Genomic DNA, 20,983 nt, shown 5'->3' with positions numbered 1-20,983 from the left:
CGTTACCGGGCGGTACCGACATCCCGGGTTGGACTAGAGCGACCGGGCGGCCTCTCGAGCTCGAGCGCCACGAGCGACGCGATACGCGCGCTTCACGACGACCTCGAGCTTGTGCTCCTCTTCCGCCGACCATGGCTTTCCCGTGTGCGGATCACGGTGAATCCCGACACCGTTGCCGACGGTGACTGTCCCGACCAACGGAAAGACGCCGTAAAAGTGTTCCGTCGCATCGCTCACCTCGACGGCGGCACCTTCCGACAGCGTGACGACGGTGCGCTTCGTGACGCCGTCGGATACGACCGTGCGCAGCCGGCTCACATCATCGGCGAGCTGCTCCTGATACTTCGTCATTTTTGCTCCCTTTGTATCTCTGACAGTGTCAGCCTATCGAGGAGCTCCGACATCGCGGGCTGCGCCGCCACCACCGCGACCACGACCACGACCACGACCACTTGTAGCAACCTGTCGACTTTTCCGGCCCGCTTCCACCCCTTATAGGTGAGCACTGGCATGCCCTCGGCTTTCCGCTCGCCGCATGTCTGTGGCCCGTGATACTTTGTAACTGTCAGAGATACAAAGAAGATGGAGTGAGTGATGAGCAGAGCATTCTTCGGATGCATCCGAACAGCCCTCAGCACCGAGGCGAACACCGAGTTTCAGACGAACCAGGCGCTTGCTCGGCGACAGGAGGAGCTGGACGACTACGGGCGCTCGGGATACGTGCTCACCAGCACGATCTCGGTGCCCGCCGCGGACCGCGTCACCATAGTCGACACCATGCAGCGGATCGTCGAGGACTGATCATGCGGCGCTGCATCATGTGCGACGAGCCGAACCCGATGTACATCCCGGACGACGTCGTCGACGACTACGGCACCTACAGCTGCGGCAACTGCGGATTCGAGATGGAGTGCGCGCGAGAGCTGCCCGCACCGCCGGTCACGGCGATCCCTCTCATCCCCACTGCGATCCTCCTCTCCCTCCCGCACGTGGACGAGCCCGCACTCGAGCACACGCCGCCGGCGCTTCTCCTGACAGGGAGCCACCATGGATGACACCAACCCCGCCACAAGCACCGAGCAGCTCGTCTACATCGGCCGAGCGCGAGCAGCCTCAGGAAAGCTCGCACACTGGTACCGCCCCATCGTGGGCAACATCCTCGATTCCGGGCGGCAGGTCGGGACACTCAAGCGCTACGCGTCCAGCCCTATTGGCGCGATCGTCACCGTCCACCGACCCGCAGGCCAACCGGACCACATCTACACTGCGGGCCAGTACGCCCCCGAGATCTCCGGCGCATGGCACGACGAAGCGGCTATCAACGAGTGGCGCACAACCGACCGTGCCGAGTACCAACGCGACGCCAACGAGTCACGCGCGCGCAAAGAGCTCGCCGGCGTCCCGGACGAGTTCATCGCCGCCCTCGACACCCTCGCCGCACACTTCTCCCGCCTCAACCACAGCCAGCGCGCAGCACTGCTCTTCCTCGTGCAGACGAAGCTTCTGCGCGGATAGCGAGCAGCACAATGCACACGATCGACATCATCGGCGACCAGTTCCCCCACGGCACACCTCGAGGATTCACCGAAGGATGCCGCGGAGCCGCCTGCCCCGCGCTGATCAGCTGTCGCGACATCCACACCAGATACGCGGGCGACTGGAGCTTCAAACGCCTCATCGACGTCGGCACCCCGCTCGAGGAGATCATCGCCCGCGAGACAGCAGAACGAGACAGCGTCCGAGAACGCGACCGAGCCGCGACCCACGCGGACCGTCACGCTGAGGCGCGAACCACACGAGCGCGCGCCGCCAACCGGAAGCCATCGTCCACCCGCGGCCGCGGCGCTTCGCCCGCGGTGGCACTTCCGACACGCGCCACCCCAGCGGTGTCACCCCCAGTAGCTCCCGAATCCGCGGCACCAAGGGTGCACCCCGGATATGCCTGGCTTTCCAACGCTGAGACCCTCGCTGCCGAACTCCCCGTTGAGCAGGCGGCCGACTGGCGGCGAGCGCTCGAGGAGTATCGCTCCGCGCTTGACGCGCACGTCGCAGACCTGGCCGGATGGGCGGCCGATCGCCGGCGGGGCCGTGCAACTCTGCGCAGCGCCAAGCTGATGCTCGAGCAAACCCGGATCGCCCTGAGCACAGGGATCTCCCTGGACGGAGCGATCTCCGCTGCAGCGGATGCCGCACGAACGGAGTATGACTGTGCCCTGGCGGCGTGGGAGGAGCATGCGGCGTCCGCGAGGCCAGAACCGCCTGCCCGTCCGCGCCGGCCGCAACACCGCCTCGTGAAGCGGACGCCGGCGGCGCCGCGCGAGCTGAAGCCCCATGGGACGAACGCTTGCCGGGCTCGAGGGTGTGATCGCCCGGAATGCATCGAGGCAGGCCGTCAGTACCACCGCGCATGGGTGGCCGGGCGGCAGGGTCAGAACATCGAGACGAAACATCACGGCACGGCCTATGGCTACCAGCTCGGTTGCAAAGACCGTTCGAACTGCCCTGCCGAGATTTCCTGCGCGGATGCGTCGCTGAACGAGGAACGACGACGAGCACGGCAAGCGGGCATTCCCGCACAAGCTCCCCGTGTCCCCGCTGAGCCCGTGCGCGAACGCGTTCGAGAACTCATGGCATCGGGCATGACCATCCTCTCGATCGCCGCCGACGCGCAGGTCTCCAAGACAGGGATCAAGATCTTGCTCTATGGGCGGTCGGGTGCCCGCAAGGGCGAGGTGCCCGCGGCGATCGAACAGGGCAAGGCTGATCGGATCATGCAGCTCAAGCCCCACCGCGGAGCATCCTCACAGACTGCGTGAGTCAATCACGCACCGGTTACCGCTTCCTGTTGGCGAAGGGCCAGCGCCCATACCGCTCCGCGAACACTGCGCGGTAGTGGATCTCGACAGCCTCTGCCGACTCGTCAGGAGTTGTGGCCCAACAGACCAGCAGCTCGTCCTGATCAGCCAGCTGCCAGATGGACCGTCCACCCTGATGACTGGCACCCTTTCGCGCGAACTGGCCCAGTCGCTTGCGCAGCCCGCCGGCCTTTGCCTCGGCCTTCCCGATGTAGACCACCGGCGTGCCCTCAATCCATCGAGCGGACAAGTCCTCGAGGGGGTAAGCCGCTCCGGCGCGTGCTCTGGTCACCTCGAGTAGGTGAGGCGGTGTGCTCGCTGTTCGCAGCACGAGGTAGATGCCGGGGGAACGGGGGACATTGGCTGTGTTGAGCTCGGCGAAGGCGACGAAGCCAGCGAAGCCCACCTCCTCGAGTCCAGCTCGATCCCACGAAGCCGGCAATTGAAGCGAGCTCATTCGCCGTCCACTTCCGCAACGGCGAGCGCAATCCCCCGAGGATGCACGGACGCTCGCATCAGCTCAACCACGAACCGGCACCGAGAGCAGCTTGCCGCTCGAACCAGCAGCCGTAACGATGACCACGCCACCCTCGGGCGGCTCCACCGTCGCGATCCCGTCGGCGTCGACTGTCAGGACGTATCCGCTGACGACAGCGCGACGGTGATCCTGGATCTCCTCGATCGGCGCGTCACCGTGACGAACCACGTCGGTGTCGACGTACTGGATCGGACGCGCCTGGCCACGGACCCACGGCTTGACGGGGCTCTTCTGCCCCACCAACGAGGCGAACTCCACCGACTCCTCGGCGTCGAAGTAGACGCGGCCGTCCTCTTGGCGCTCATGCGACTTCACGTCATAGACGGAGACCACCTGGTCGTTGTAAACCCCGACGACCACATCGCCGTAGCGTTCCACAGCCTCATCGGTCACCCCGGCCCACCAGCCCAGAGTGGCGTCCTCCATATCCCTGAGGCCGGCGAGCACCTCTCGGTAGGACTTGCGCAGATTCACGACGATCATTGTTCTTCCTTCATCCGGTGAAGATGGGTCTTCTTTGTCACTCGTTTCGAAGATAGCACTTCTTCAACCCAAGATGTTTCTGTAGGTTCCCGCCCGAAATGGCGAAGGTTTCCGCTATTCCACGGTATTTGACAGCGACTTACGGACAAGGAATCCACGCGAAGTGGCGGATTCCTACATTCCGCCAACTAGCAGTGGAGCTGTAGGCGGTTCGGATCGGAAGAACTGCCCGCGCGGATCCGAGCTACCGGCCCTTCGGGCCGAGGGAGCCGGCCGTGTACTCCTCGAGCGGGACCTCGCCATTCCGCCAGGCGCGCAGCACCGGTTCGAAGATGCGCCAGCTCTCCTCCGCCATGTCGGCCCGCACCGACAGCAGCGGGTCACCCTCGACGATGCCCTGCAGCACCTGACCATAGGGGAGCAGGTCGCCCAGCTCTTTCTTCGCAACCAGGGTGCTGCGTTCCAATGTGAACGCGTCGCCACTTCCGTTCATCGTCAGATCGAGTTCGACTGAGCCCGACTTGAGATCAAGCGTGATGCAGTCGGGCGCCGGAGCGCCGCCGAACCCGGGGATTGCCGGCACCGGCCGCATGTGCACGCGCACCCGAGTCACGTACTTGCCGAGAGCCTTGCCCGACCGCAGCACGAACGGCACGCCATGCCACCGCGCGGTGTCCACCTCGAGGGTGACCTGCGCGAACGTCTCGGTCTCTAGCGCCGGATCCACCCCCGGTTCATCCGTGTACGAAGGCATCGATCGCTCGCCCACCTTGCCGGCCGTGTAGCGGGCCCGGCGGCTGGAAGTAGCCGGATCGTCGTCCCACACGTGGGTGGCGCGCAGAACCTGGGAGGCATTCGATCGGAGCTCGACCTCGTTCAGCCGCGGCGGCCGCTCCATCGCGACGAGCGCGAGGACCTCGAGCAGATGGCTCTGCAGCATGTCGACGAGGGCACCCGCGTGGTCGTAGTAGCCGCCGCGCCCCTCGAGTCCGAGCAGTTCGTCGTACACGATCTCGACGCGTTCGATGCGGCGGCTGTTCCACACCGGCTCGAGAAACTGATTCGCGAAGCGCAGGCCGAGGATATTCAGCACCATCGACATCCCCAGGAAGTGATCGATGCGGAACACCTGCTCTTCGGGCACAAGCTGCGCGATCTGTCGGTTCAGCGCGCGCGCAGACTTCAAATCGGTGCCGAACGGCTTCTCGAGCGCGAGGCGAGTGCCATCGGGGAGGTCAAGCGAACGCAGCGAGGCACACACCTTGGTGGTGACGGCGGGCGGCAGGGCGAAGTAGATGATCGGCGTGTGGTCGCACGCCGCGATCAGACTGCGAAGCTGCTCGGCATCCGTCACGTCTCCCGTGATATACCGGGCGGATTCGAGGTAGCGGTCGGCGTTCTTGGGATCGGTGACCAGCGCGAAGCTGTCGCGGATCAGCTGCCGCCATTCCGCGTCCGTGCGCTCTTCCCGAGCCGCGCCGATCACCTGCACGTCGTAGTCGTGCGACGACAGCAGGCTCGCCAGCCCCGGGAGCAGCAGGCGCTTAGTCAGGTCGCCCCCGGCTCCGAGAATCAACAGGCTCACGCTCTTGGGTGCTCGACGCTTGGTCACAGCCCCAATGCTAGGTCGTGGTCGTCCGGCGCGAGGGCCCCTCGTGCGCGAGCCCCTCCGGTGCTGCCGGTTGGATCCCGGTACACGCTCGAGGTCACGCGCTGGCGGAGTCCGCCTTCCGGCTGCCGGCCTCCAGCACGTCACCGGCGGGAAGCTCGGCGTGCCCGCCGAACTGCAGGCGCATCGCCGAGAGCAGCTGGTTCGCGTAGTGATCCTCACCGCGGGAGGCGAAGCGCTCGAACAGTGCCGCCGCGAGCACCGGGACAGGCACTCCGGTGTCGACAGCGGCCTTGATCGTCCATCGCCCCTCGCCCGAGTCCGACACGCGACCCGCGAGACCGTCCAGCGTCGGATTCTCCTCCAGCGCCGCAGCCGTCAGGTCGAGCAGCCATGAGGAGATGACCGATCCGCGACGCCACAGCTCGGTGACCTTCGGAGTGTCGACCGTGAACTGGTAGAACTCCGGCTCCTCCAGTGGTGCGACCTCGGCGGAATGCTCGGACTCTCGGATGCCGGCATCCGCGTTGTCGAGGATGTTCAGCCCCTCCGCCAGCGCCGCCATGATTCCGTACTCGATGCCGTTGTGCACCATCTTCACGTAGTGCCCCGCGCCCGACGGCCCGCAGTGCAGGTAGCCCTGCTCCTCCGGCGCGTAGTCGCCTTCCCGACCGGGAGTTCGAGGGATCTCGCCCGGCCCGGGTGCGATCGTCTTGAGGATCGGCTCGATCACCGATACCGCCTCGTCGGGGCCGCCCACCATGAGGCAGTAGCCCCTCTCCAGTCCGAACACGCCGCCGCTCGTGCCGACGTCGACGTAGTGGATGCCACGCTCCTTCAGCTTCGCGGCCCGGCGGACGTCATCTCTGTAGTTGGAGTTGCCGCCGTCGATGATGATGTCGCCGGGCTCGAGTACATCGGCGACCTGGTCGACTACCTTTCCCGTGAGTCCTGCGGGGATCATCAGCCACACGACACGTGGCGCCGGCAGCTTCGCAACCATCTCCTCGATGTTGCGGCTGCCCTCCGCCCCCTCACTTTCGAGAGTTGTGACCGCCGCTTCGGCGACGTCGAAGACCACGGTGTCGTGACCGTCCCGCATCAGCCTCCGCGCGAGATTCGCACCCATCCGGCCGAGGCCGACCATTCCCAGCCGCATGCTTCCTCCGATTACTCGATCGACCCCACCCAGGCGGCGGATCACCGGAGTCTACGGCGAGGTCGTCCCGGGAAATAGCACCGGGGAAGACCGAGCTCGTCTACGACTCGGCAATCTCCGGTTCGTGGTCTGGGCCACTCGAATCGACCATCGCTGCGGTTGCATCGAATTGCGACATGATCAAGGCCGCTGTGCTTGTGAAGCCAGCGGCAAGGGCGATGAGGATCGACGGGACGAAAGCGGACGTGGGAGGCGCCCATCCTCCGATGATCCAGGGAAGAACGATCAACACGACGACGGCCGCCGTGCTCGTCCATTGATTGACCAGGAGTGCCGACGAATCGCCGGATCCGCCCTTCATCAACATTCGCCGCCCCGTGTCGACCGTGGAGACCGCCAATATCGCACTCAGGGCGATGAACGCCGCGGCACCCCAGATCGTGTCCAACGCCGCGAGAGCCAATGATGCGAAGAGTGCCAACGCGTAGACGACGAAGACCCAACGCACACCCGAACGCAGATAGCGATCGGCCGTATCCGACGCCATGAGTCGGCGGTGCATATCGGTGTCGATATAGAAGAACACTCCCACAATGAATGTTCCGAGCAAGGTCGCTGAGACCCCGGCGACGCCCAAGAGAAGTTCATCCACGTTGATGCGCATGGTCGGTCAAACCCCTCTTTCGTGTGGTGTGGACTCTGTCACGCACTCATGCTGTCATGACACTCGGGCGGCGGATCCTCAGGTGATGCGGGTTGCAACGCGATTGCAGAGCGTGATCCACTCGCCTTCCGGCCTGAACTCCCAGTGATGGGTTTGAGTGCGTCCGTCATCGTTGAACGTGATGGTGGCGCGCTCCTCGTCGCCGGTGAGGGTCCAGACGTCTCCGTCGACGGTGACGAGATACTCACGCGCGAATCCGTGATTCTCGATGCTCCATGAAAAGTAGGTCGAACGGTCGGCGTCCCATCCGAGGAAGCTCATCGTGTCGAAGGGTCCGTTGGCGCGCTCATTCTGAACGATGAAGAAATCGCCGGAGTGCCAAACGGCCGAGTGCACGCTCCGCCACGGTTCCCTGTGGAGTTGGCGCTTTTTGGCGGTGTTCTGTGATCGCTTAGTGTCGCTGGTTGCCAATGACGAGGGTGCTGGCGGCGGCCTCGATGACGTCGTCCGTGATGGTGTCCAGCTGGTTGATCTTGAGGACCCGGTTGATCTGAGGGAAGAGTCGTTCGAGGAGGCGGAATGAGTCACCCCGGCATGTTCGGAGAGCGTTTTGCTGGTGTCAGCCCGTTCGTTCGAGGGGTTCGGTGTGAGCGTAGTCGAGCTGCTCGGCCTCTACGGGGGTGAGGTCATCGATCGAGCTGTGGGTGCGTTCGGTGTTGAACCACTGCACCCAGCTCGCGGTGGCAACCTCGACCTGGTCGACGTCGCGCCAGGGGCCTTCGTGGTGGATGAGCTCGGACTTGTAGAGCCCGATCTGCGACTCCGCGAGGGCATTGTCATACGCATCGCCGACGCTGCCGACGGACGCGTCGATGCCCTCATCCACGAGCCGATCCGTGAAGGAAATCGACGTGTAAACGCTGCCCGCATCCGTGTGATGGGTGAGGCCGGCGAACCCAGCGATGCCCTCACGACGACGCGTCCAGAGCGCCATTTCGAGACAGTCCAGAACCAACGGTGTCGTCATCGAAGTGGCGGCGCGCCAGCCGAGGATGCGGCGGGAGTGCGCGTCGAACACGAACGCGACGTAGACCCACCCGGACCATGTCCAGACATACGTGAAGTCGGCGACCCAGAGCTGGTTCGTGCGGAATCTCGCGAAATGCCGGTCGACGAGATCAGCTGGTCTGGTCTCCCGCGGGTCCGCATCGACCGGACGCTTCCGGCGCCCGCGGATCACACCGGCGATGCCCAGTTCTCGCATGAGGCGTTCGACCGTGCAGCGGGCGATATCGTGCCCATCACGACGGAGCCTCAGCCAGAGTTTCCGGGCGCCGAGGAGCTTTCGCTGCTTCTGCCACGTCGCCAGGACGATCGACTTCCACCGTTCGTCCGACACCCCCCGGGGTGAGGGGCCGCGGCGCCTCGCGTCGTAGTAGGTCGATGGGGCGATCTTCACGTCATGCTGGCTCAGCACGGCGCAGATCGACTCGACACCCCATCGCAGCCCACCATCCCGGCGGTCCTTGTGCGCCTCGATGAAGGCGACTAACGCAGGTGTGGCCGGTCGAGTTCGGCCGCGAAGAAAGTCGAAGCCGCCTTCAAGATCTCGTTCGCCCGCCGCAACTCGGCGTTCTCCCGCTTCAGCTTCTTGATCTCGGCCTGCGCGTCGGTCGTGACACCCGCCCGGTCGCCGGCATCGACCTCACGCCGGCGAATCCACGTCCGGATCGTCTCCGGCGAACCGATACCGAGCATCCCCGCCACCGCCGTCATCGCGGCATACTCGCTCGGATAATCGGGCCGCACCTCGGCGACCATACGGACAGCGCGCTCACGAAGCTCACGCGGGTACTTACTGGGACGTCCCATAAGACAGATCCTTCCAAGGAATCTGCCCTCCGGACACACCGGGGTGACTCAGGACGTGGAAATGTTGTCGTTGGACTGGTTGGTCCGGAAGGCTGGGCGTAAGGTGACGGGTGTGTCCCGCCACGAACGGCTCGTGCTCTCGATCGCAGTGGGAGCATCGTTCGTCGTCTTCATGAGCGGAACGGTCCTCACGGTCGCGCTGCCCAGAATCACCGACGACCTCGGTGGGGGTCTCGTGGGGCAGCAGTGGATGATCAACGCCTACCTGGTCACGCTCGGTTCGCTGATCCTCGTCGCTGGCTCTGTCAGCGACTCGCTGGGTCGCGCTCTGGTGCTTCGCGTAGGTCTAGTCGGGTTTGCGGTTGCCTCCACGGCCATCGCCCTCGCACCAACCGTGGAACTGGTCGTTGGTTTCCGGGCCGTGCAGGGCGCCGCGGGCGCGTTCCTGGTACCGAGCTCGCTCGCATTGATCACGTCCACGTTCCGCGGTGCTGCCCAGGCTCGGGCGATCGGCATTTGGACTGCCGCCACAAGCATGGCCTCCATTGTCGGCCCCATAGTCGGCGGACTGCTCTCGGACTTCCTGTCGTGGCGGTTGGCTTTTCGTGATCAACCTGCTACCGATCGTGATCGTCCTGGTCCTCGTCGCCGTGGTGAAACTGCGCGACGTACCGACGGGCGGGCGAGTCGACATTCTCGGGGCGGCGCTATGCGCTTTGGGCCTGGGCGGTCTCGTGACTGCGCTGATCGAGGGACCGAGCCAAGGCTGGGCCGAGCCTCTCGTGCTCGGATGCCTGATCGGGGGTGCCGCGCTTTTCCTCGCCTTCATCGCCCGGCAGCGATATGGTTCACACCCGATCGTGCCGCTGGAGCTGTTCAAGAAGCGAAACTTCTCGAGCGGAAATCTGGCCACGATTTTCGTTTACGCAGCCCTGTCACTAAACGGGTTCGCCCTGGCCATCTTCCTGCAGCAGTCGGTTGGCCTCTCTGCGACCGCTGCCGGGCTGGCATCGCTGCCCATGACGATCATCATGATCCTTGGAAGTTCCGCCATCGGTTCGCTCAGTGGTCGCTTCGGACCACGACTGTTCATGACCGTCGGGCCGATCATGATGGCCCTTGGCTCGCTAATGCTTCTCACCGTGTCAGTCGACTTCAACTACTGGCTGCAAGTGCTGCCTGGCGTCATCGTGTTCGGAGCCGGCCTCACGGTGACCGTCTCGCCGCTGACGAGCGCCGTGCTCGGCTCGGTGCCCATCGAACGCTCCGGAACCGCGTCGGCGATCAACAACGCGGTTGCCCGACTTTCCAGTCTCGTCATTGTTGCTTTGCTCGCCGTGATCGTCGGAGGGCAAATCGACCTCTCAGGGTTTCACCGCGCCGCTGTCGTCACGGCAGCACTTCTCGGTGCGGGCGCTCTCGTGTCATGGGCCGGGATCCGCACTGTGATCGAGCCGAATTCTCTGACCAAAACGATGGTCACGGCTGAGCCCTGCACAGCGTCGGATATCCCCGTGGCTGTCGGCGTCGCACGAGCACACCCAAGACCCAGGTGACAAACGAAGGAGCTATCCGATGGGAGTGATCAACAGCAGATTCGGTGGGCGTCGCGGCGACGACGATTCACGGGTGCCACCGGGCCAGACAGTCGTCGACGACTGGCCGGTCCTGACCGCTGGCCTGACGCCCGATATCGGAGCGCACGAGTGGACGTTCACCATCACGACCGAGACGGGCAACGAGCACCGATGGGACTGGAACGCGCTCCAAGACGTGGGCGTGGAAGACATCGTCGCCGACATACACTGCGTCACCCACTGGTCGAAACTCGACATGGCGTGGCGCGGAGTCTCCCTGGACCGGCTATTCAAGGACGTCAAGACGTCCTATGACTACGCCATGGTCCGAAGCCATGGCGGCTACACCACCAATCTGCCCCTCAAGGATCTGCTCAACGGCCAGGCCTGGATCGCCACCGAGGCAGAAGGTGAGCCCTTGTTTGATGAGCACGGCGGACCCGCGCGTCTTCTCGTGCCCCATCTCTACTTCTGGAAGAGCGCCAAGTGGGTCCGCGAGATTCGGATGATTCCCAGCGACGAGCCCGGGTTCTGGGAACGGAACGGATACCACCTCCGCGGTGATCCGTGGCAGGAGGAGCGCTACTCGTGACCCATACGGGCAGGACGGGTCGCCAGCTGTGTTGGAGCTCAGCGTCGTGAGGCACGAAACGGAGGAGAACATGACCGCGCACAACGAAGTCGCTGACCATGCCGGCCGCGAAGAACCTCGCGCACACGCGAAGAGCGAGGCAGATCACAGCCAGGAGATAGGCAGGATTGGGCTTGGACTCGCGGCTCTCGGACGACCGGTCTACCTCACGGCGGGCAGAACCGATGCCTTCGGCGCTCCTGGCGACCGAAGCGTCGACGCCATGCGTGCCCGGACGTTCGAGGTGTTGGATGCTGCGTGGCGACTCGGCATCCGGTTCCTTGACGGCGCCCCCTCGTACGGGCACGCGGAAGACTTCCTGGGAGCATGGCTCACCTTGCACCCGACTCGCCGCGGTCAACTCTTGGTCAGCTCAAAATGGGGGTACGAGTACGTTGCCGGATGGGACCCCAAAGCGACAGTCCACGAACGCAAAGAACACAGTCTTGAGATGCTCGAGAAGCAGTGGCCCCAGAGCCGTGCCGCCCTTGGGAGCACTCCAAATTTCTATCTGGTCCACTCCGTAACTCCTGACAGCCCGGCGCTCAGCGATCCCGCTCTGCTCGCGCGGCTGAGAGCTGTGACGGACGAGGGCACGCAAGTCGGGCTCACCACCAGCGGCCCGTATCAAGCACAGGCCATCGACACAGCGCTGAGCCTTCCATCATCGCCGTTTTCCGCTGTGCAGACCACATGGAACCTGCTCGAACGATCGGCACAGCGATCTCTCGAGACCGCTGCCGACCACGGGTGGACGGTCATCGTGAAGGAAGCCATGGCCAACGGTCGCCTCGCGCCAGGTGGGACACCCGAGGTGGACCGCCTCGCGGCTGCGGCTGGCACCACCAGCGACGCGCTCGCAATCGGCGTGGCCCTCGCGCAAAGCTGGGCTCACATCATCCTCAGCGGTGCGGTAACCCCCACTCAATTGATAAGCAATACGAGTGCCCAACCGTTGATCATGGACGCCGCAGAACTCGACCGACTGTTGATCCCCACGGACAGATATTGGGCGGAGCGAGCCGCACGCACGTGGAGTTGACCGGCCTGAGCCCTCATGTGCTGGGCCTTCGGGCAGCCGTCCCCTCCCCCACGGGATCGGTGATAGTCGTGCAGTTCTCGTCGAGGTCCGCGACGACCTAATCCCCCCGAGAACGTCAGCTGTCTCAGCGTCGGCCCCGCGGCGAGTCCTCGGCGACGAGATCGGCCAGTCGGCCGAATCAGTCGCGAAGCTCATCGGCCGTGATGTCGCCGCCAGTTACCGCCACACACGCGATCGAAGTCCCGGCGTCGGAAATCGTGATCGTCCCGCATGCAGTGATGCCCGGCCTCCGCCTCGGCGGCCGTCGTGGTCCTTCGCGCTACATCCGTTCAGGCGCGTCGACGCCGAGAAGGTCGAGTCCGTTGCGCAGAACCTGACCGCTCGCGTCATTCAGCCACAACCGCGTTCGGTGCACGGCTTCGATGGGTCCGTCGCCGAGTGGGATCACGCGGCACATGTCGTACCAGCGGTGGTACAGTCCGGCCAGCTCCTCCAGATAGCGCGCGACGCGGTGCGGCTCGCGCAACTCCGCAGCAAAGCCGACGATGCGCGGGAACTCCTGCAGGGCGCCCAGAAGTGCGGCCTCCGTCTGGTGGTCGAGCAGTTCGGGCGCGAACTCCGAGCGGTCGACACCTGATGCGGCCGCGTTACGTCCGACGTTATGCGTACGGGCGTGCGCATACTGCACGTAAAAGACGGGGTTGTCGTTCGTCCGCTTGCGCAGCAACTCGGGGTCAAGCGTGAGCGGCGAGTCGGCCGGGTAGCGTGCCAGCGAGTATCGCAATGCATCGGTCCCAAGCCACTCACGAAGGTCGTCCATCTCAATAATGTTCCCGGCGCGCTTGGAGAGCCTTGCACCATTGACCGACACCAGCTGGCCGATCAGCACCTCGATGTCCTTCTCCGGGTCGTCCCCGGCGGCACCGGCGAGTGCCTTTAGCCGATGAACGTAGCCGTGATGATCAGCTCCGAGGAGATAGATCTTGTGCGCAAAGCCGCGGTCGCCCTTATTGAGGTAGTACGCGGCGTCAGCAGCGAAGTACGTGTACTCGCCATTGGATCGACGGATCACTCGGTCCTTGTCATCGCCGAACTCGGTGGTGCGCACCCACACCGCATCATCAGCATCGAAGACGTGGCCCTGCGCCCGCAATCGGCCCACCGCCTGTTCGACGAGGCTGGGAGCCCCGCCGGTGCCGGCCGCGTGCAGGTCTCGCTCGGAGAACCAGACGTCGAAGGCCACATGGAAGGCTGCGAGTGAGGCCTGCAGCTCGGCGAGCTGGAAGCCGTACGCGAGATCACGCGCAGTGGTCATCTGCTCAGCGTCGTCGAAGCCGAGCAAGTCGGGCCGCGCCGCGATGACCCGCCGCGCCAACTCGTCAACGTACGCCCCGGAATAGCCGCCTTCCGGTGCGGGCTCGCCCTTCGCCGCCGCGATCACCGAGCGGCCGAAACGATCCATCTGCACACCAGCGTCGTTGATGTAAAACTCCCGGACGACCGTCGCACCGCTGGCACGAAGCAGTCGCGCGATGCAGTCACCGAGCGCCGCCCAGCGGGTGTGGCCGATATGCAACGGACCGGTCGGATTCGCGCTGACGAACTCGACGTTGATCGAGTTGCCACGCTGCGAGTCGTTGGTGCCGAAGGCCGCGCCGGCCTCGACGATCACCCGCGCCACCGACCCAGCTGCCGCGGTCTCCAGTCGTATGTTGATGAAGCCGGGGCCGGCCACTTCGACGGTCGCGACACCGGGAGTCGCCGTCAGGGCCTCTGCGATCTCGGCCGCGAACTCCCGCGGATTCGCTCCGACCGTTTTGCCGAGCTTGAGCGCAGCGTTGGAGGCCCAGTCACCGTGGTCGCGGTTCTTCGGCCGGCCCAGCAGGAGGTCAGCGACGCTTAGATTCTCTGTCGATCCGGAGCGCCGTGCCTCCGCAAGCGGAATGATCACGGCGAGCAGGGCTTCGGCGAGAGCGTCAGGATTCATGACCGGGCCAGTCTATGGTCGCCGTCATGTTGCCCTCCGGCACCCTGGGAAAGTCCATTAGTTGCAGCCCGGACACGAGAATCGCGGTGGGATGGGCCGGTGAAGCAACTTCTCGGTCCATTTCTGGGATGAGAAGGTTCCAGGAGTTTGGATAACACCATCCCCAGAACTGGCCCAACAGGACCAACATACGCTGCCATCGGAGGCGTGCTGCCGGACACCGGCCTACGGGCCAAGGCTCATCTTGACGCGGGGCGCGCTGAAGCTACATCGCTAAACTGGTCCTGCTGGGCCAATAGCCGTTGCGACAGCAACTGTGCGTGCCGGATACTGACCCTCATGACAACGGCCGAAAGTGCAACCATCTTTGATGATCTCGTCGGCGAGATCATCCAGCACCACCCACGGGGGCGCGTTCTCATCGCGATCGACGGAGTTGATGCACAAGTATCCGGTGGGTTTGCTCTCTCGCTGGCGGAGGCGATCAGAGCCAGGTCGCGGGTAGTTGTCCGGTCGACAAGTACGGCGACCTCCGATCCCGCGCAAGGGTGTAATCTCTCGTTTCCTCGGCATGAGGGCTATCTCGCCGACGACGACTACAGTCGGCTGCGCGACATCGTCTCGCATTTCCGTGACGGCGACCTGTCCACAGATACCTCAGAGACGGTGATTCCTAGCGACGCGGTGCTGATCGTCGACGGCCGATTCCTCCTGCGACCAGAACTGCGGGGAGTTTGGCATTTCGGGGTGTGGCTAGAGGGCGACACCCGTCTCAGCGACGAATCACTCGAAGCACAGATTCGCTACAGCCGGGACAGTGCACCCAGGGCCGCCGCAGACGCCATCTTCGATGTCACGAAGACTGATGCGCCCGCTCGAGTATGGGCTGACTCGTGCTGACCTTGCAGCATCCGGCCCATCCGGCCCTCTCACGCGGGCAGCGAGCCTCAGAAAAGGTGAAAACAGCCGTTACGACGACTTCCCCACACCCACTCAGCCGCGACAAGCCAACGTGCGCCGTCCAGCACGTTCGTCCGGGCGGCGGCGCCTCACGCGATGATCGAGGACTGGCGCCCGACAATGTGCGATGCCGCTGTCACGGATGGACTGCGTGTGATCTCAGCGGTCCGGCAAAGTCTGAAGCTGGAGCGTTAACGTCATCACCTCCGTCGCGGGTCGCCTGAGAAGAGTGTTGCCGTGGAGGACAATGCAGTTGACGCCCGCGACCAGAATGTCGACATCCGACGAGCGGAGTTGGCTGCGGGATTGAGCTGTGCTGACGTGACGGACGCCGTCGGCCGGAAGCACCGTCACCGGGCGCACCTCACCGGCCTTGTAAGTCCAGTACCGAGTCGCACGCTCTTTGGCAGAGTTGTGACGATCTCATTCTTCCCCGCATGCAGATCAAGACTGAATCCGGACGATTTCAACTTTGACCGACTATTTCACGAGGCCGTGCACGGCGGAGGAAGCGATCCCGCGCACACGGTTCTCGTCATGGCGAGTAACGGGTACACGTCGACGTCGCTCGCTGGCGGAACAAAGCTGTCACGCGTCACCACCGCAGGCCTGGCGGGGGTGCTAACCGACGGGCGCCTGCGTGATTTTGACGAGCTGGTCAACGAACCGTACGCGGCGTGGTGTTCAGGCGAAGCGGTCGCGTGGGGCGGTGGCGACGTGACCCCCTTCCAATCGAACGTGCCGGTAGTCATCGGCGGCGTCGGCGCATACCCGCACCAGTACGTATTCTGCGACTCGTCTGGAGCCGTGTTCATCCCGGAAGCGGACATCGACAACGTGCTTGAAACTGCTCATCAGATTCGACGCGAGGATGCATCTCACCGTATCGACATCGCCCGAAAGGGCATGACTGCCGCTGCCGGAGACGAGCGGTGATGGGTGACAGCGAATCGAGCCCTCAGGAGATCCCATCCGTCCACGACGGTGGCACATCAGCAAGCCTCGGGTCCCCGCGTCTGGCAGATTTGGTGGAGAGAATTCCTGAGGGCTGGACACGTGCCAGCTATCGAGGGCGCGCCTACGGCTTGTCCCGGACGACTCGGGTTGGAGGTCGAAGTATTAGTGTCACTGCGGCGGAGCTGGGCGGACAGGACCTCATCAGCGCGAACGTGTATCGCACCCGTCGAGACGACGTTCTTCGATCATGCGAGATGCCAGATGCGAAGGTGCTGGCGTTCCTGCGCGAATGGACGCCCGCATAATTAACTTCGGTCGCGCGCACGGTCTACAGCGGGGAGGCCAAATGACCAGACGAGGGGTCGGACTAGGTTGAAAACATCCGAACTTGCGCGATTGCCATGTCCAGCGCCACTCGCATGGGCTGCACATCACGGAAAGTTTTTGCCAGCAAGTACCCTCCCTGCACTGCAGCGAGGAGGCCGTTAGCTGATATGTGACTGGTTCCTGTCAAGTGGCAGGGGAAAGAGCGCCCGGAGTGATCGAGCTCCGGGCGCTCTTTCGTGGGGTCGACGGCGTCGTGGTCTCGGTTGACGAGCGTGTCGTGGCGACGCGTGGTCAGACTGATATGCGCGGGTTGGTTACCGCAGGACGGGCTGTTCGGCTGGAGCGGAACCGCTTGTCTAGGATCGAGCGTCGCCCGCCGTGGGCAGGCTGCTCATAGCTAAATCGCGGGTCGCTCCTCGCGTTGCCGTCACCGTTGTCCGCGGCGCCGTCGACCGGTCGGGGGCTGTCAGTCGGGCATGACGGCCAGGGACCAGCACCAGCCCGCGAGCTCGCGGGCGACAGCGACGTTCGCGATCACGGGACGCTTCTTGCGGGTGGTGAACTGCTGCCACTTGTGGTGAAGGCGGTGGTTGCCGGCGTCGCCCCGCGCGACGGCCATCCCCGAAGCTTGAGCCCACCGCGCTTGCATGACCGCGCCGGGTCGGTACGGCTTGCGGTGATGCCAGGCTGATTCGACCAGCAGGCGCCTGGCGTGCGTGTTGCCGGTCTTCGTGATCGATCCCTGAACCCTGGACTGGCCTGAGGAGAACTCTGAGGGCACCAGCCCGAGGAACGCACCGATGGTCGATCCGGTGAACCTGTCCCAGTCGCCGATCTCGACGGCCAACGCGAACCCGGTCAGCGTCGAGACACCCCGCAGGCAGCCGAGCCGGCGCACCGTGGCCGCGTACTGACTGGTCTCCGCCAGCTCCTCGATCAGCTTGTCGAGGCGGTCCTTGCGGGCACCGATCTGCTGCACGGTCTCGTAGTCCGCGTCGAACGCGGCCTGCAGGCCCGGATGCTCGAAGCGGTGCCGTCGCAGCCAGGCATCGTGCGCGCCCGTCCACGCAGACTTGCCGTCGTAGAGGATCCCGTGCCGCAACAGCAGCTTCGACAGCCGATGCCGCGCCGCCATCAGCGCGGCCCGGTTGTCTTCCCGCGTGCGGACAAGATCCCGTGCGGTCTCCTGCTCGATCGTCGGCACCCGGACCGCGACGATCTCGTCCAACCGCAACAGCCTGGCCAGATGCAACGCATCCCGCGCGTCCGTTTTGACTCGATCCCCTGACGGTCGCTGAAGCTTCGACGGCGCCGCGACAAGACACGAGATCCCCGACACCGCGAACAGTCGCGCCAACGCGAAACCTGTCGGACCGGCCTCGTACGTCACCGCCGCGGGCTGCGGCAAAGACCGCACCCAGGCGACGACCTCGGCGGGGTCATACCCGAATCGTCGCCGGAGGACCTCGCCGGTCTGCTCATCGATCGCCGCCGCCACCACACTCCGTGCGTGCACATCCAGTCCGACGCTCGTACGCTGAGTAATCAACTGGGGCCTCCATTCGCCTGTCGGATAGACCAGTCCCCACCGGACTGGTAACCCACGCTTACGCGAATCGAGGCCCCAGCCTCAAGAGGACCGAAGACCCATATCGTCTAGCGCCCGCGAATCAGCGTCCGCGCTGATCACTCCATGACTTTTCAGCCTGTCAAGCGCGGCGGTCAGTAGCTGAAGCCACTCATCGAAGTGCGCGGCGATCCTGCGTCGGCCCTCATCGTCTTGGTCGGCGATCTCGTTAGCCATTGACCCAAGGGGACACCCGAACGCCCCATCACGGATCGCGTTGCGCTCCACGAGCTCATCACGCCAAAGCTCGAGCCCGCGAATGGAGTCAACCTTCTCCAGCCGACGACGCTGCTGCGCAAGCACCTTCTCGGCCCGAACCTCGATGACTTCCCCCACTAGTGCGGCCTTGCTGGCGAAATGTTGATAAAGCTGGGACTTGGACGTCCCACTAGCAATCCGAACATCAGCAAGCGTGGTAGCCGAAACGCCCCGCTCGTACATCAGTTGATCAGCGACCTCGACGATGCGCAGCTTCGTGGCCTTCCCACGCGACGTCAAACGGCGCACACTCGCGTCGGCGCTGCTAGTAGTCACACCCCCAGGTTAGCCCTCCCCCAGGCTTTGAATCCGGGAGGCTTCGTGTGTGGAGGTGCGTGGATCGAGGCGCGCCGAATGAGTTGGCCGGCGCTATCGCGTGTCGTCGTGCGGCTTCATTTCAATCCCACTGGTCTACTTAGTTCTTCGTTTGGACCCTCGGGTCCTCGTCTGCGAAAAGCCTACTGGATGAGCGGGCGCTGTTGATCCCACACAAGGGGGCCAGCAGACCAGCGTTTGCCGGAGTTTTCGCTCCGTCCTCAGCTTCCCGGTCACGTGGCACCCAGTTGTAAAAATGGACCTGTTGGTCCTACATGACCGGCGTATGATGATCGAACAATCCAGGACGAAGTGTTCGCCTCACGATCGGAGTGGAGCATCCGTCTTCACATCCCTGAACGGCACCTGGTAACTGCGTTTGGGCGCGTTATCGTACGCGTCTTGCGTAAGCCATTGGATGGTGCCAGCTTCATCTTGCCGAGCTCGATCGCGTGGACCCGTTCGCTGTGATGCTGCTCGGATTGAACGTGGCAGTCCCGAGTGAAGGAGTCCCATGTCAGTCATTAACAGCGGTTTCGGTCGCCGACACGCCTCTAGCGACCCACGGTTGCCTCCGGGACAAACATTGGCCGATGACTGGCCGGTGCTCACGGCAGGTCCAACGCCCGAGATCGGGGATGACCAGTGGTCTTTCACGATCAGGACAGAGACGGGCGCCGAGCACAGCTGGGATTGGAACGCACTCCACGAGCTCGGCGTGGAGGAGATCGTCACCGACATTCATTGCGTCACGCACTGGTCCAAGTTGGACATGGCGTGGCGCGGGGTGTCGCTTGACAAGATTTTCGAGAACGTGGAGTCGCTGCACGACTACGTGATGGTGCAGAGCTATGGCGGCTACACCACCAACCTTGCAGTCGAGGACCTGCTCGATGGGCAGGCCTGGATCGCCACGGAAGCAGAGGGGGAACCGCTTACGCCAGAGCACGGTGGACCGGCGCGTCTTCTCGTACCCCATCTCTACTTCTGGAAGAGCGCCAAGTGGGTCCGCGGGATGCGAATGATGTCGCTTGATGAGCCCGGTTTCTGGGAGCAGAACGGATATCACCTCCGAGGCGATCCCTGGTTGGAGGAGCGCTACTCGTGACGCTACTGACCCGTGCGAAATGGCACATCGGGCGAGTAGTGGACATTCGCCGCGAGACAAGATCGGCGGTGCGTATTGAACTCGATGTACCTACTTGGCCTGGTAATCACCCCGGTGCGCACCTGGATATCCGTCTCACCGCCCCTGATGGCTACCAGGCTGCGAGGTCGTATTCCGTCGCCAGCTCTGGCGAGACGACGCGAGTGGTCTTGGCTGTCGAAGAGGTTGATGGCGGCGAGGTATCGCCCTTTCTCGTCCACCATCTCAGCAAGGGTGAAGAAGTAGAGGTGCACGGCCCACTTGGCCGCTACTTCGTATGGGATCCTTCGACACCCGATCTAACACCCGTGCAGCTCATAGCGGGAGGGTCGGGTATAGTCCCGCTGTTCGCGATGGCGGTCGCTCGGGAGCTGGAGGCAGACAGCGTCGCTTTTCGCTTGCTGTACTCCGTCCGCACACCTCAGGACGTGTTCTTCTCCGAGGAGATCGCCGCATTCGCGAGGACCACCGTGGACCTCGTACACACCAGGGAGCCACCTCCCGGGGCCGACCGCCCGGCGGGACGGCTAACAAGGGAATCGCTTGGTGCCCTCACTTTCCCTTCCTCAGCAGCACCGCGGATCTTCGTCTGTGGGCCCACGCCGTTCGTCGAGGCGGTTGCTGGTTGGCTTGTTCAGCTTGGCCACGACCCCGCAAGAATCCGCACGGAACGATTTGGAGGAATCGGATGAGTTACGTAGACGGAAACGCTCTTGCGGGAGTGCTTGCTGACGTATTCGGCGTCGAAATGACTGCGGCCATTGCACGGTGTCGCCACTGTCAACGCATCTTCGAGCTCGCCGTGGCACACGTGTTCATCACCGCCATGGGGTCAGTGATGCGGTGTGCACACTGCCAGTCGACGCTCGCCGTGATCGTGAACAAGCCCCACGAGACCCTCTTCAGCCCCACTGGCCTATCGTTCGTGGCAGCCCCGCGGTCGTGACCGCGTGCACGGAAGAGATCAGAAAGGGT

The 20,983-nt window shown here is 64.1% G+C and carries 23 protein-coding genes and 2 pseudogenes; 13 read left to right on the top strand and 12 right to left on the bottom strand.

Annotated features, from left to right (window positions below):
* Nucleotides 1-33 precede the first annotated feature (33 nt).
* Complete coding sequence (locus tag ACFC3F_RS05560) at nucleotides 34-351, bottom strand: hypothetical protein (RefSeq protein ID WP_376127453.1); 318 nt, start codon at nucleotides 349-351, stop codon at nucleotides 34-36.
* Between the two features lie 243 nt (nucleotides 352-594).
* Here ACFC3F_RS05560 and ACFC3F_RS05555 point away from each other — a divergent pair, with 243 nt between their 5' ends.
* From ACFC3F_RS05555 to ACFC3F_RS05540, 4 genes are read left to right on the top strand one after another with little or no spacing between them, the layout of a single operon-like run.
* The gene (locus ACFC3F_RS05555) at nucleotides 595-801 is read left to right on the top strand and encodes a hypothetical protein (RefSeq protein WP_376127451.1); all 207 of its coding nucleotides are present in this window, start codon (nucleotides 595-597) and stop codon (nucleotides 799-801) included.
* 2 nt (nucleotides 802-803) lie between these two features.
* Nucleotides 804-1,055, top strand: a complete 252-nt coding sequence (locus ACFC3F_RS05550) for a hypothetical protein (RefSeq protein WP_376127449.1) — start codon at nucleotides 804-806, stop codon at nucleotides 1,053-1,055.
* A complete protein-coding gene (locus ACFC3F_RS05545; RefSeq protein ID WP_376127447.1) occupies nucleotides 1,048-1,515 on the top strand; it encodes a hypothetical protein in 468 nt (155 codons plus the stop codon). The genes ACFC3F_RS05550 and ACFC3F_RS05545 overlap by 8 nt, the downstream gene beginning before the upstream one ends.
* 11 nt (nucleotides 1,516-1,526) lie before the next feature.
* The gene (locus ACFC3F_RS05540; RefSeq protein WP_376127445.1) at nucleotides 1,527-2,816 is read left to right on the top strand and encodes a hypothetical protein; all 1,290 of its coding nucleotides are present in this window, start codon (nucleotides 1,527-1,529) and stop codon (nucleotides 2,814-2,816) included.
* 16 nt (nucleotides 2,817-2,832) lie between these two features.
* On the opposite strand, the gene ACFC3F_RS05535 is transcribed toward ACFC3F_RS05540, so the two are convergent.
* The 8 genes and pseudogenes from ACFC3F_RS05535 to ACFC3F_RS05500 form a co-directional block, all read right to left on the bottom strand.
* Nucleotides 2,833-3,312 (bottom strand): hypothetical protein, encoded by a 480-nt coding sequence (locus tag ACFC3F_RS05535; protein WP_376127443.1) that lies wholly within the window; start codon nucleotides 3,310-3,312, stop codon nucleotides 2,833-2,835.
* A 63-nt stretch (nucleotides 3,313-3,375) separates the two neighbouring features.
* The gene (locus ACFC3F_RS05530) at nucleotides 3,376-3,876 is read right to left on the bottom strand and encodes a hypothetical protein (protein ID WP_071044872.1); all 501 of its coding nucleotides are present in this window, start codon (nucleotides 3,874-3,876) and stop codon (nucleotides 3,376-3,378) included.
* Nucleotides 3,877-4,120: 244 nt separating this feature from the next.
* Nucleotides 4,121-5,488, bottom strand: coding sequence for a glucose-6-phosphate dehydrogenase (locus ACFC3F_RS05525; protein ID WP_282837952.1), 1,368 nt, complete (start codon nucleotides 5,486-5,488; stop codon nucleotides 4,121-4,123).
* 94 nt (nucleotides 5,489-5,582) lie between these two features.
* Nucleotides 5,583-6,644 (bottom strand): phosphogluconate dehydrogenase (NAD(+)-dependent, decarboxylating), encoded by a 1,062-nt coding sequence (gene gnd, locus ACFC3F_RS05520; protein WP_376127441.1) that lies wholly within the window; start codon nucleotides 6,642-6,644, stop codon nucleotides 5,583-5,585.
* 100 nt (nucleotides 6,645-6,744) lie between these two features.
* A complete protein-coding gene (locus ACFC3F_RS05515) occupies nucleotides 6,745-7,308 on the bottom strand; it encodes a hypothetical protein (protein ID WP_376127439.1) in 564 nt (187 codons plus the stop codon).
* Nucleotides 7,309-7,386: 78 nt separating this feature from the next.
* A complete protein-coding gene (locus tag ACFC3F_RS05510) occupies nucleotides 7,387-7,629 on the bottom strand; it encodes a hypothetical protein (RefSeq protein WP_376127437.1) in 243 nt (80 codons plus the stop codon).
* Nucleotides 7,630-7,759: 130 nt separating this feature from the next.
* Nucleotides 7,760-7,909 (bottom strand): annotated as a pseudogene (locus ACFC3F_RS05505) (ATP-binding protein); the annotation flags it as partial.
* 18 nt (nucleotides 7,910-7,927) lie between these two features.
* Nucleotides 7,928-9,180 (bottom strand): IS3 family transposase gene (locus ACFC3F_RS05500; RefSeq protein ID WP_376127435.1). Its coding sequence is split into 2 segments (ribosomal slippage): nucleotides 7,928-8,898 and nucleotides 8,898-9,180, totalling 1,254 coding nucleotides; the frame shifts between segments, so codons are not numbered across the junction.
* A 61-nt stretch (nucleotides 9,181-9,241) separates the two neighbouring features.
* Between ACFC3F_RS05500 and ACFC3F_RS05495 the strand changes: the two are divergent.
* The 4 genes and pseudogenes from ACFC3F_RS05495 to ACFC3F_RS05480 all read left to right on the top strand — a co-directional run.
* Nucleotides 9,242-9,724: pseudogene (locus ACFC3F_RS05495) on the top strand (MFS transporter); the annotation flags it as partial.
* Nucleotides 9,725-9,785: 61 nt separating this feature from the next.
* Nucleotides 9,786-10,736, top strand: a complete 951-nt coding sequence (locus tag ACFC3F_RS05490) for an MFS transporter (RefSeq protein ID WP_376127434.1) — start codon at nucleotides 9,786-9,788, stop codon at nucleotides 10,734-10,736.
* 19 nt (nucleotides 10,737-10,755) lie between these two features.
* Nucleotides 10,756-11,349 carry a molybdopterin-dependent oxidoreductase gene (locus tag ACFC3F_RS05485; RefSeq protein WP_376127432.1) on the top strand — a complete coding sequence of 198 codons (594 nt, stop codon included), beginning with the start codon at nucleotides 10,756-10,758 and terminating at the stop codon, nucleotides 11,347-11,349.
* Between the two features lie 70 nt (nucleotides 11,350-11,419).
* Nucleotides 11,420-12,430, top strand: a complete 1,011-nt coding sequence (locus tag ACFC3F_RS05480; protein WP_376127431.1) for an aldo/keto reductase — start codon at nucleotides 11,420-11,422, stop codon at nucleotides 12,428-12,430.
* A 319-nt stretch (nucleotides 12,431-12,749) separates the two neighbouring features.
* Here the strand turns inward: ACFC3F_RS05480 and argS are convergent, their stop codons facing one another.
* Complete coding sequence (gene argS, locus ACFC3F_RS05475) at nucleotides 12,750-14,417, bottom strand: arginine--tRNA ligase (RefSeq protein ID WP_376127429.1); 1,668 nt, start codon at nucleotides 14,415-14,417, stop codon at nucleotides 12,750-12,752.
* Nucleotides 14,418-14,756: 339 nt separating this feature from the next.
* Here argS and ACFC3F_RS05470 point away from each other — a divergent pair, with 339 nt between their 5' ends.
* Both ACFC3F_RS05470 and ACFC3F_RS05465 read left to right on the top strand, forming a co-directional pair.
* Nucleotides 14,757-15,317: a hypothetical protein gene (locus tag ACFC3F_RS05470; RefSeq protein WP_282837950.1), complete on the top strand. Its 561-nt coding sequence runs from the start codon at nucleotides 14,757-14,759 to the stop codon at nucleotides 15,315-15,317.
* Nucleotides 15,318-15,614: 297 nt separating this feature from the next.
* Nucleotides 15,615-16,313 carry an RraA family protein gene (locus ACFC3F_RS05465; RefSeq protein WP_282837949.1) on the top strand — a complete coding sequence of 233 codons (699 nt, stop codon included), beginning with the start codon at nucleotides 15,615-15,617 and terminating at the stop codon, nucleotides 16,311-16,313.
* An 814-nt stretch (nucleotides 16,314-17,127) separates the two neighbouring features.
* Here ACFC3F_RS05465 and ACFC3F_RS05460 read toward each other — a convergent pair.
* Nucleotides 17,128-18,159 carry an IS110 family transposase gene (locus ACFC3F_RS05460; protein WP_376127427.1) on the bottom strand — a complete coding sequence of 344 codons (1,032 nt, stop codon included), beginning with the start codon at nucleotides 18,157-18,159 and terminating at the stop codon, nucleotides 17,128-17,130.
* Nucleotides 18,160-18,291: 132 nt separating this feature from the next.
* Nucleotides 18,292-18,822, bottom strand: a complete 531-nt coding sequence (locus ACFC3F_RS05455; protein WP_282837947.1) for a TetR/AcrR family transcriptional regulator — start codon at nucleotides 18,820-18,822, stop codon at nucleotides 18,292-18,294.
* Between the two features lie 553 nt (nucleotides 18,823-19,375).
* On the opposite strand from ACFC3F_RS05455, the gene ACFC3F_RS05450 reads away from it, so the two are divergent.
* The 3 genes from ACFC3F_RS05450 to ACFC3F_RS05440 are packed head-to-tail and all read left to right on the top strand — an operon-like array spanning nucleotide 19,376 to nucleotide 20,954.
* Nucleotides 19,376-19,969 carry a molybdopterin-dependent oxidoreductase gene (locus ACFC3F_RS05450; protein WP_282837946.1) on the top strand — a complete coding sequence of 198 codons (594 nt, stop codon included), beginning with the start codon at nucleotides 19,376-19,378 and terminating at the stop codon, nucleotides 19,967-19,969.
* Nucleotides 19,966-20,700, top strand: coding sequence for an FAD-binding oxidoreductase (locus tag ACFC3F_RS05445; RefSeq protein ID WP_345947492.1), 735 nt, complete (start codon nucleotides 19,966-19,968; stop codon nucleotides 20,698-20,700). Before ACFC3F_RS05450 ends, ACFC3F_RS05445 begins: the two co-directional genes overlap by 4 nt.
* Nucleotides 20,697-20,954 carry a DUF6510 family protein gene (locus tag ACFC3F_RS05440; protein ID WP_282837945.1) on the top strand — a complete coding sequence of 86 codons (258 nt, stop codon included), beginning with the start codon at nucleotides 20,697-20,699 and terminating at the stop codon, nucleotides 20,952-20,954. Before ACFC3F_RS05445 ends, ACFC3F_RS05440 begins: the two co-directional genes overlap by 4 nt.
* The last annotated feature ends 29 nt before the right edge of the window (nucleotides 20,955-20,983 follow it).

This window comes from Microbacterium sp. NPDC055910, from assembly GCF_042271185.1.
In the GTDB taxonomy this organism is placed as follows: Bacteria; Actinomycetota; Actinomycetes; order Actinomycetales; family Microbacteriaceae; genus Microbacterium.
Note: the sequence above shows the minus strand (reverse complement) of the source record. Positions and strands in the feature narration are given on the sequence as shown.

Bases quoted from the DNA above. Each gene is read 5' to 3' on its own strand.
- ACFC3F_RS05560 (WP_376127453.1), bottom strand. From the start codon at position 351: ATGACGAAGTATCAGGAGCAGCTCGCCGATGATGTGAGCCGGCTGCGC.
- ACFC3F_RS05555 (WP_376127451.1), top strand. From the start codon at position 595: ATGAGCAGAGCATTCTTCGGATGCATCCGAACAGCCCTCAGCACCGAG.
- ACFC3F_RS05550 (WP_376127449.1), top strand. From the start codon at position 804: ATGCGGCGCTGCATCATGTGCGACGAGCCGAACCCGATGTACATCCCG.
- ACFC3F_RS05545 (WP_376127447.1), top strand. From the start codon at position 1,048: ATGGATGACACCAACCCCGCCACAAGCACCGAGCAGCTCGTCTACATC.
- ACFC3F_RS05540 (WP_376127445.1), top strand. From the start codon at position 1,527: ATGCACACGATCGACATCATCGGCGACCAGTTCCCCCACGGCACACCT.
- ACFC3F_RS05535 (WP_376127443.1), bottom strand. From the start codon at position 3,312: ATGAGCTCGCTTCAATTGCCGGCTTCGTGGGATCGAGCTGGACTCGAG.
- ACFC3F_RS05530 (WP_071044872.1), bottom strand. From the start codon at position 3,876: ATGATCGTCGTGAATCTGCGCAAGTCCTACCGAGAGGTGCTCGCCGGC.
- gnd (WP_376127441.1), bottom strand. From the start codon at position 6,644: ATGCGGCTGGGAATGGTCGGCCTCGGCCGGATGGGTGCGAATCTCGCG.
- ACFC3F_RS05515 (WP_376127439.1), bottom strand. From the start codon at position 7,308: ATGCGCATCAACGTGGATGAACTTCTCTTGGGCGTCGCCGGGGTCTCA.
- ACFC3F_RS05510 (WP_376127437.1), bottom strand. From the start codon at position 7,629: ATGAGCTTCCTCGGATGGGACGCCGACCGTTCGACCTACTTTTCATGG.
- ACFC3F_RS05485 (WP_376127432.1), top strand. From the start codon at position 10,756: ATGGGAGTGATCAACAGCAGATTCGGTGGGCGTCGCGGCGACGACGAT.
- ACFC3F_RS05480 (WP_376127431.1), top strand. From the start codon at position 11,420: ATGACCGCGCACAACGAAGTCGCTGACCATGCCGGCCGCGAAGAACCT.
- argS (WP_376127429.1), bottom strand. From the start codon at position 14,417: ATGAATCCTGACGCTCTCGCCGAAGCCCTGCTCGCCGTGATCATTCCG.
- ACFC3F_RS05470 (WP_282837950.1), top strand. From the start codon at position 14,757: ATGACAACGGCCGAAAGTGCAACCATCTTTGATGATCTCGTCGGCGAG.
- ACFC3F_RS05450 (WP_282837946.1), top strand. From the start codon at position 19,376: ATGTCAGTCATTAACAGCGGTTTCGGTCGCCGACACGCCTCTAGCGAC.
- ACFC3F_RS05440 (WP_282837945.1), top strand. From the start codon at position 20,697: ATGAGTTACGTAGACGGAAACGCTCTTGCGGGAGTGCTTGCTGACGTA.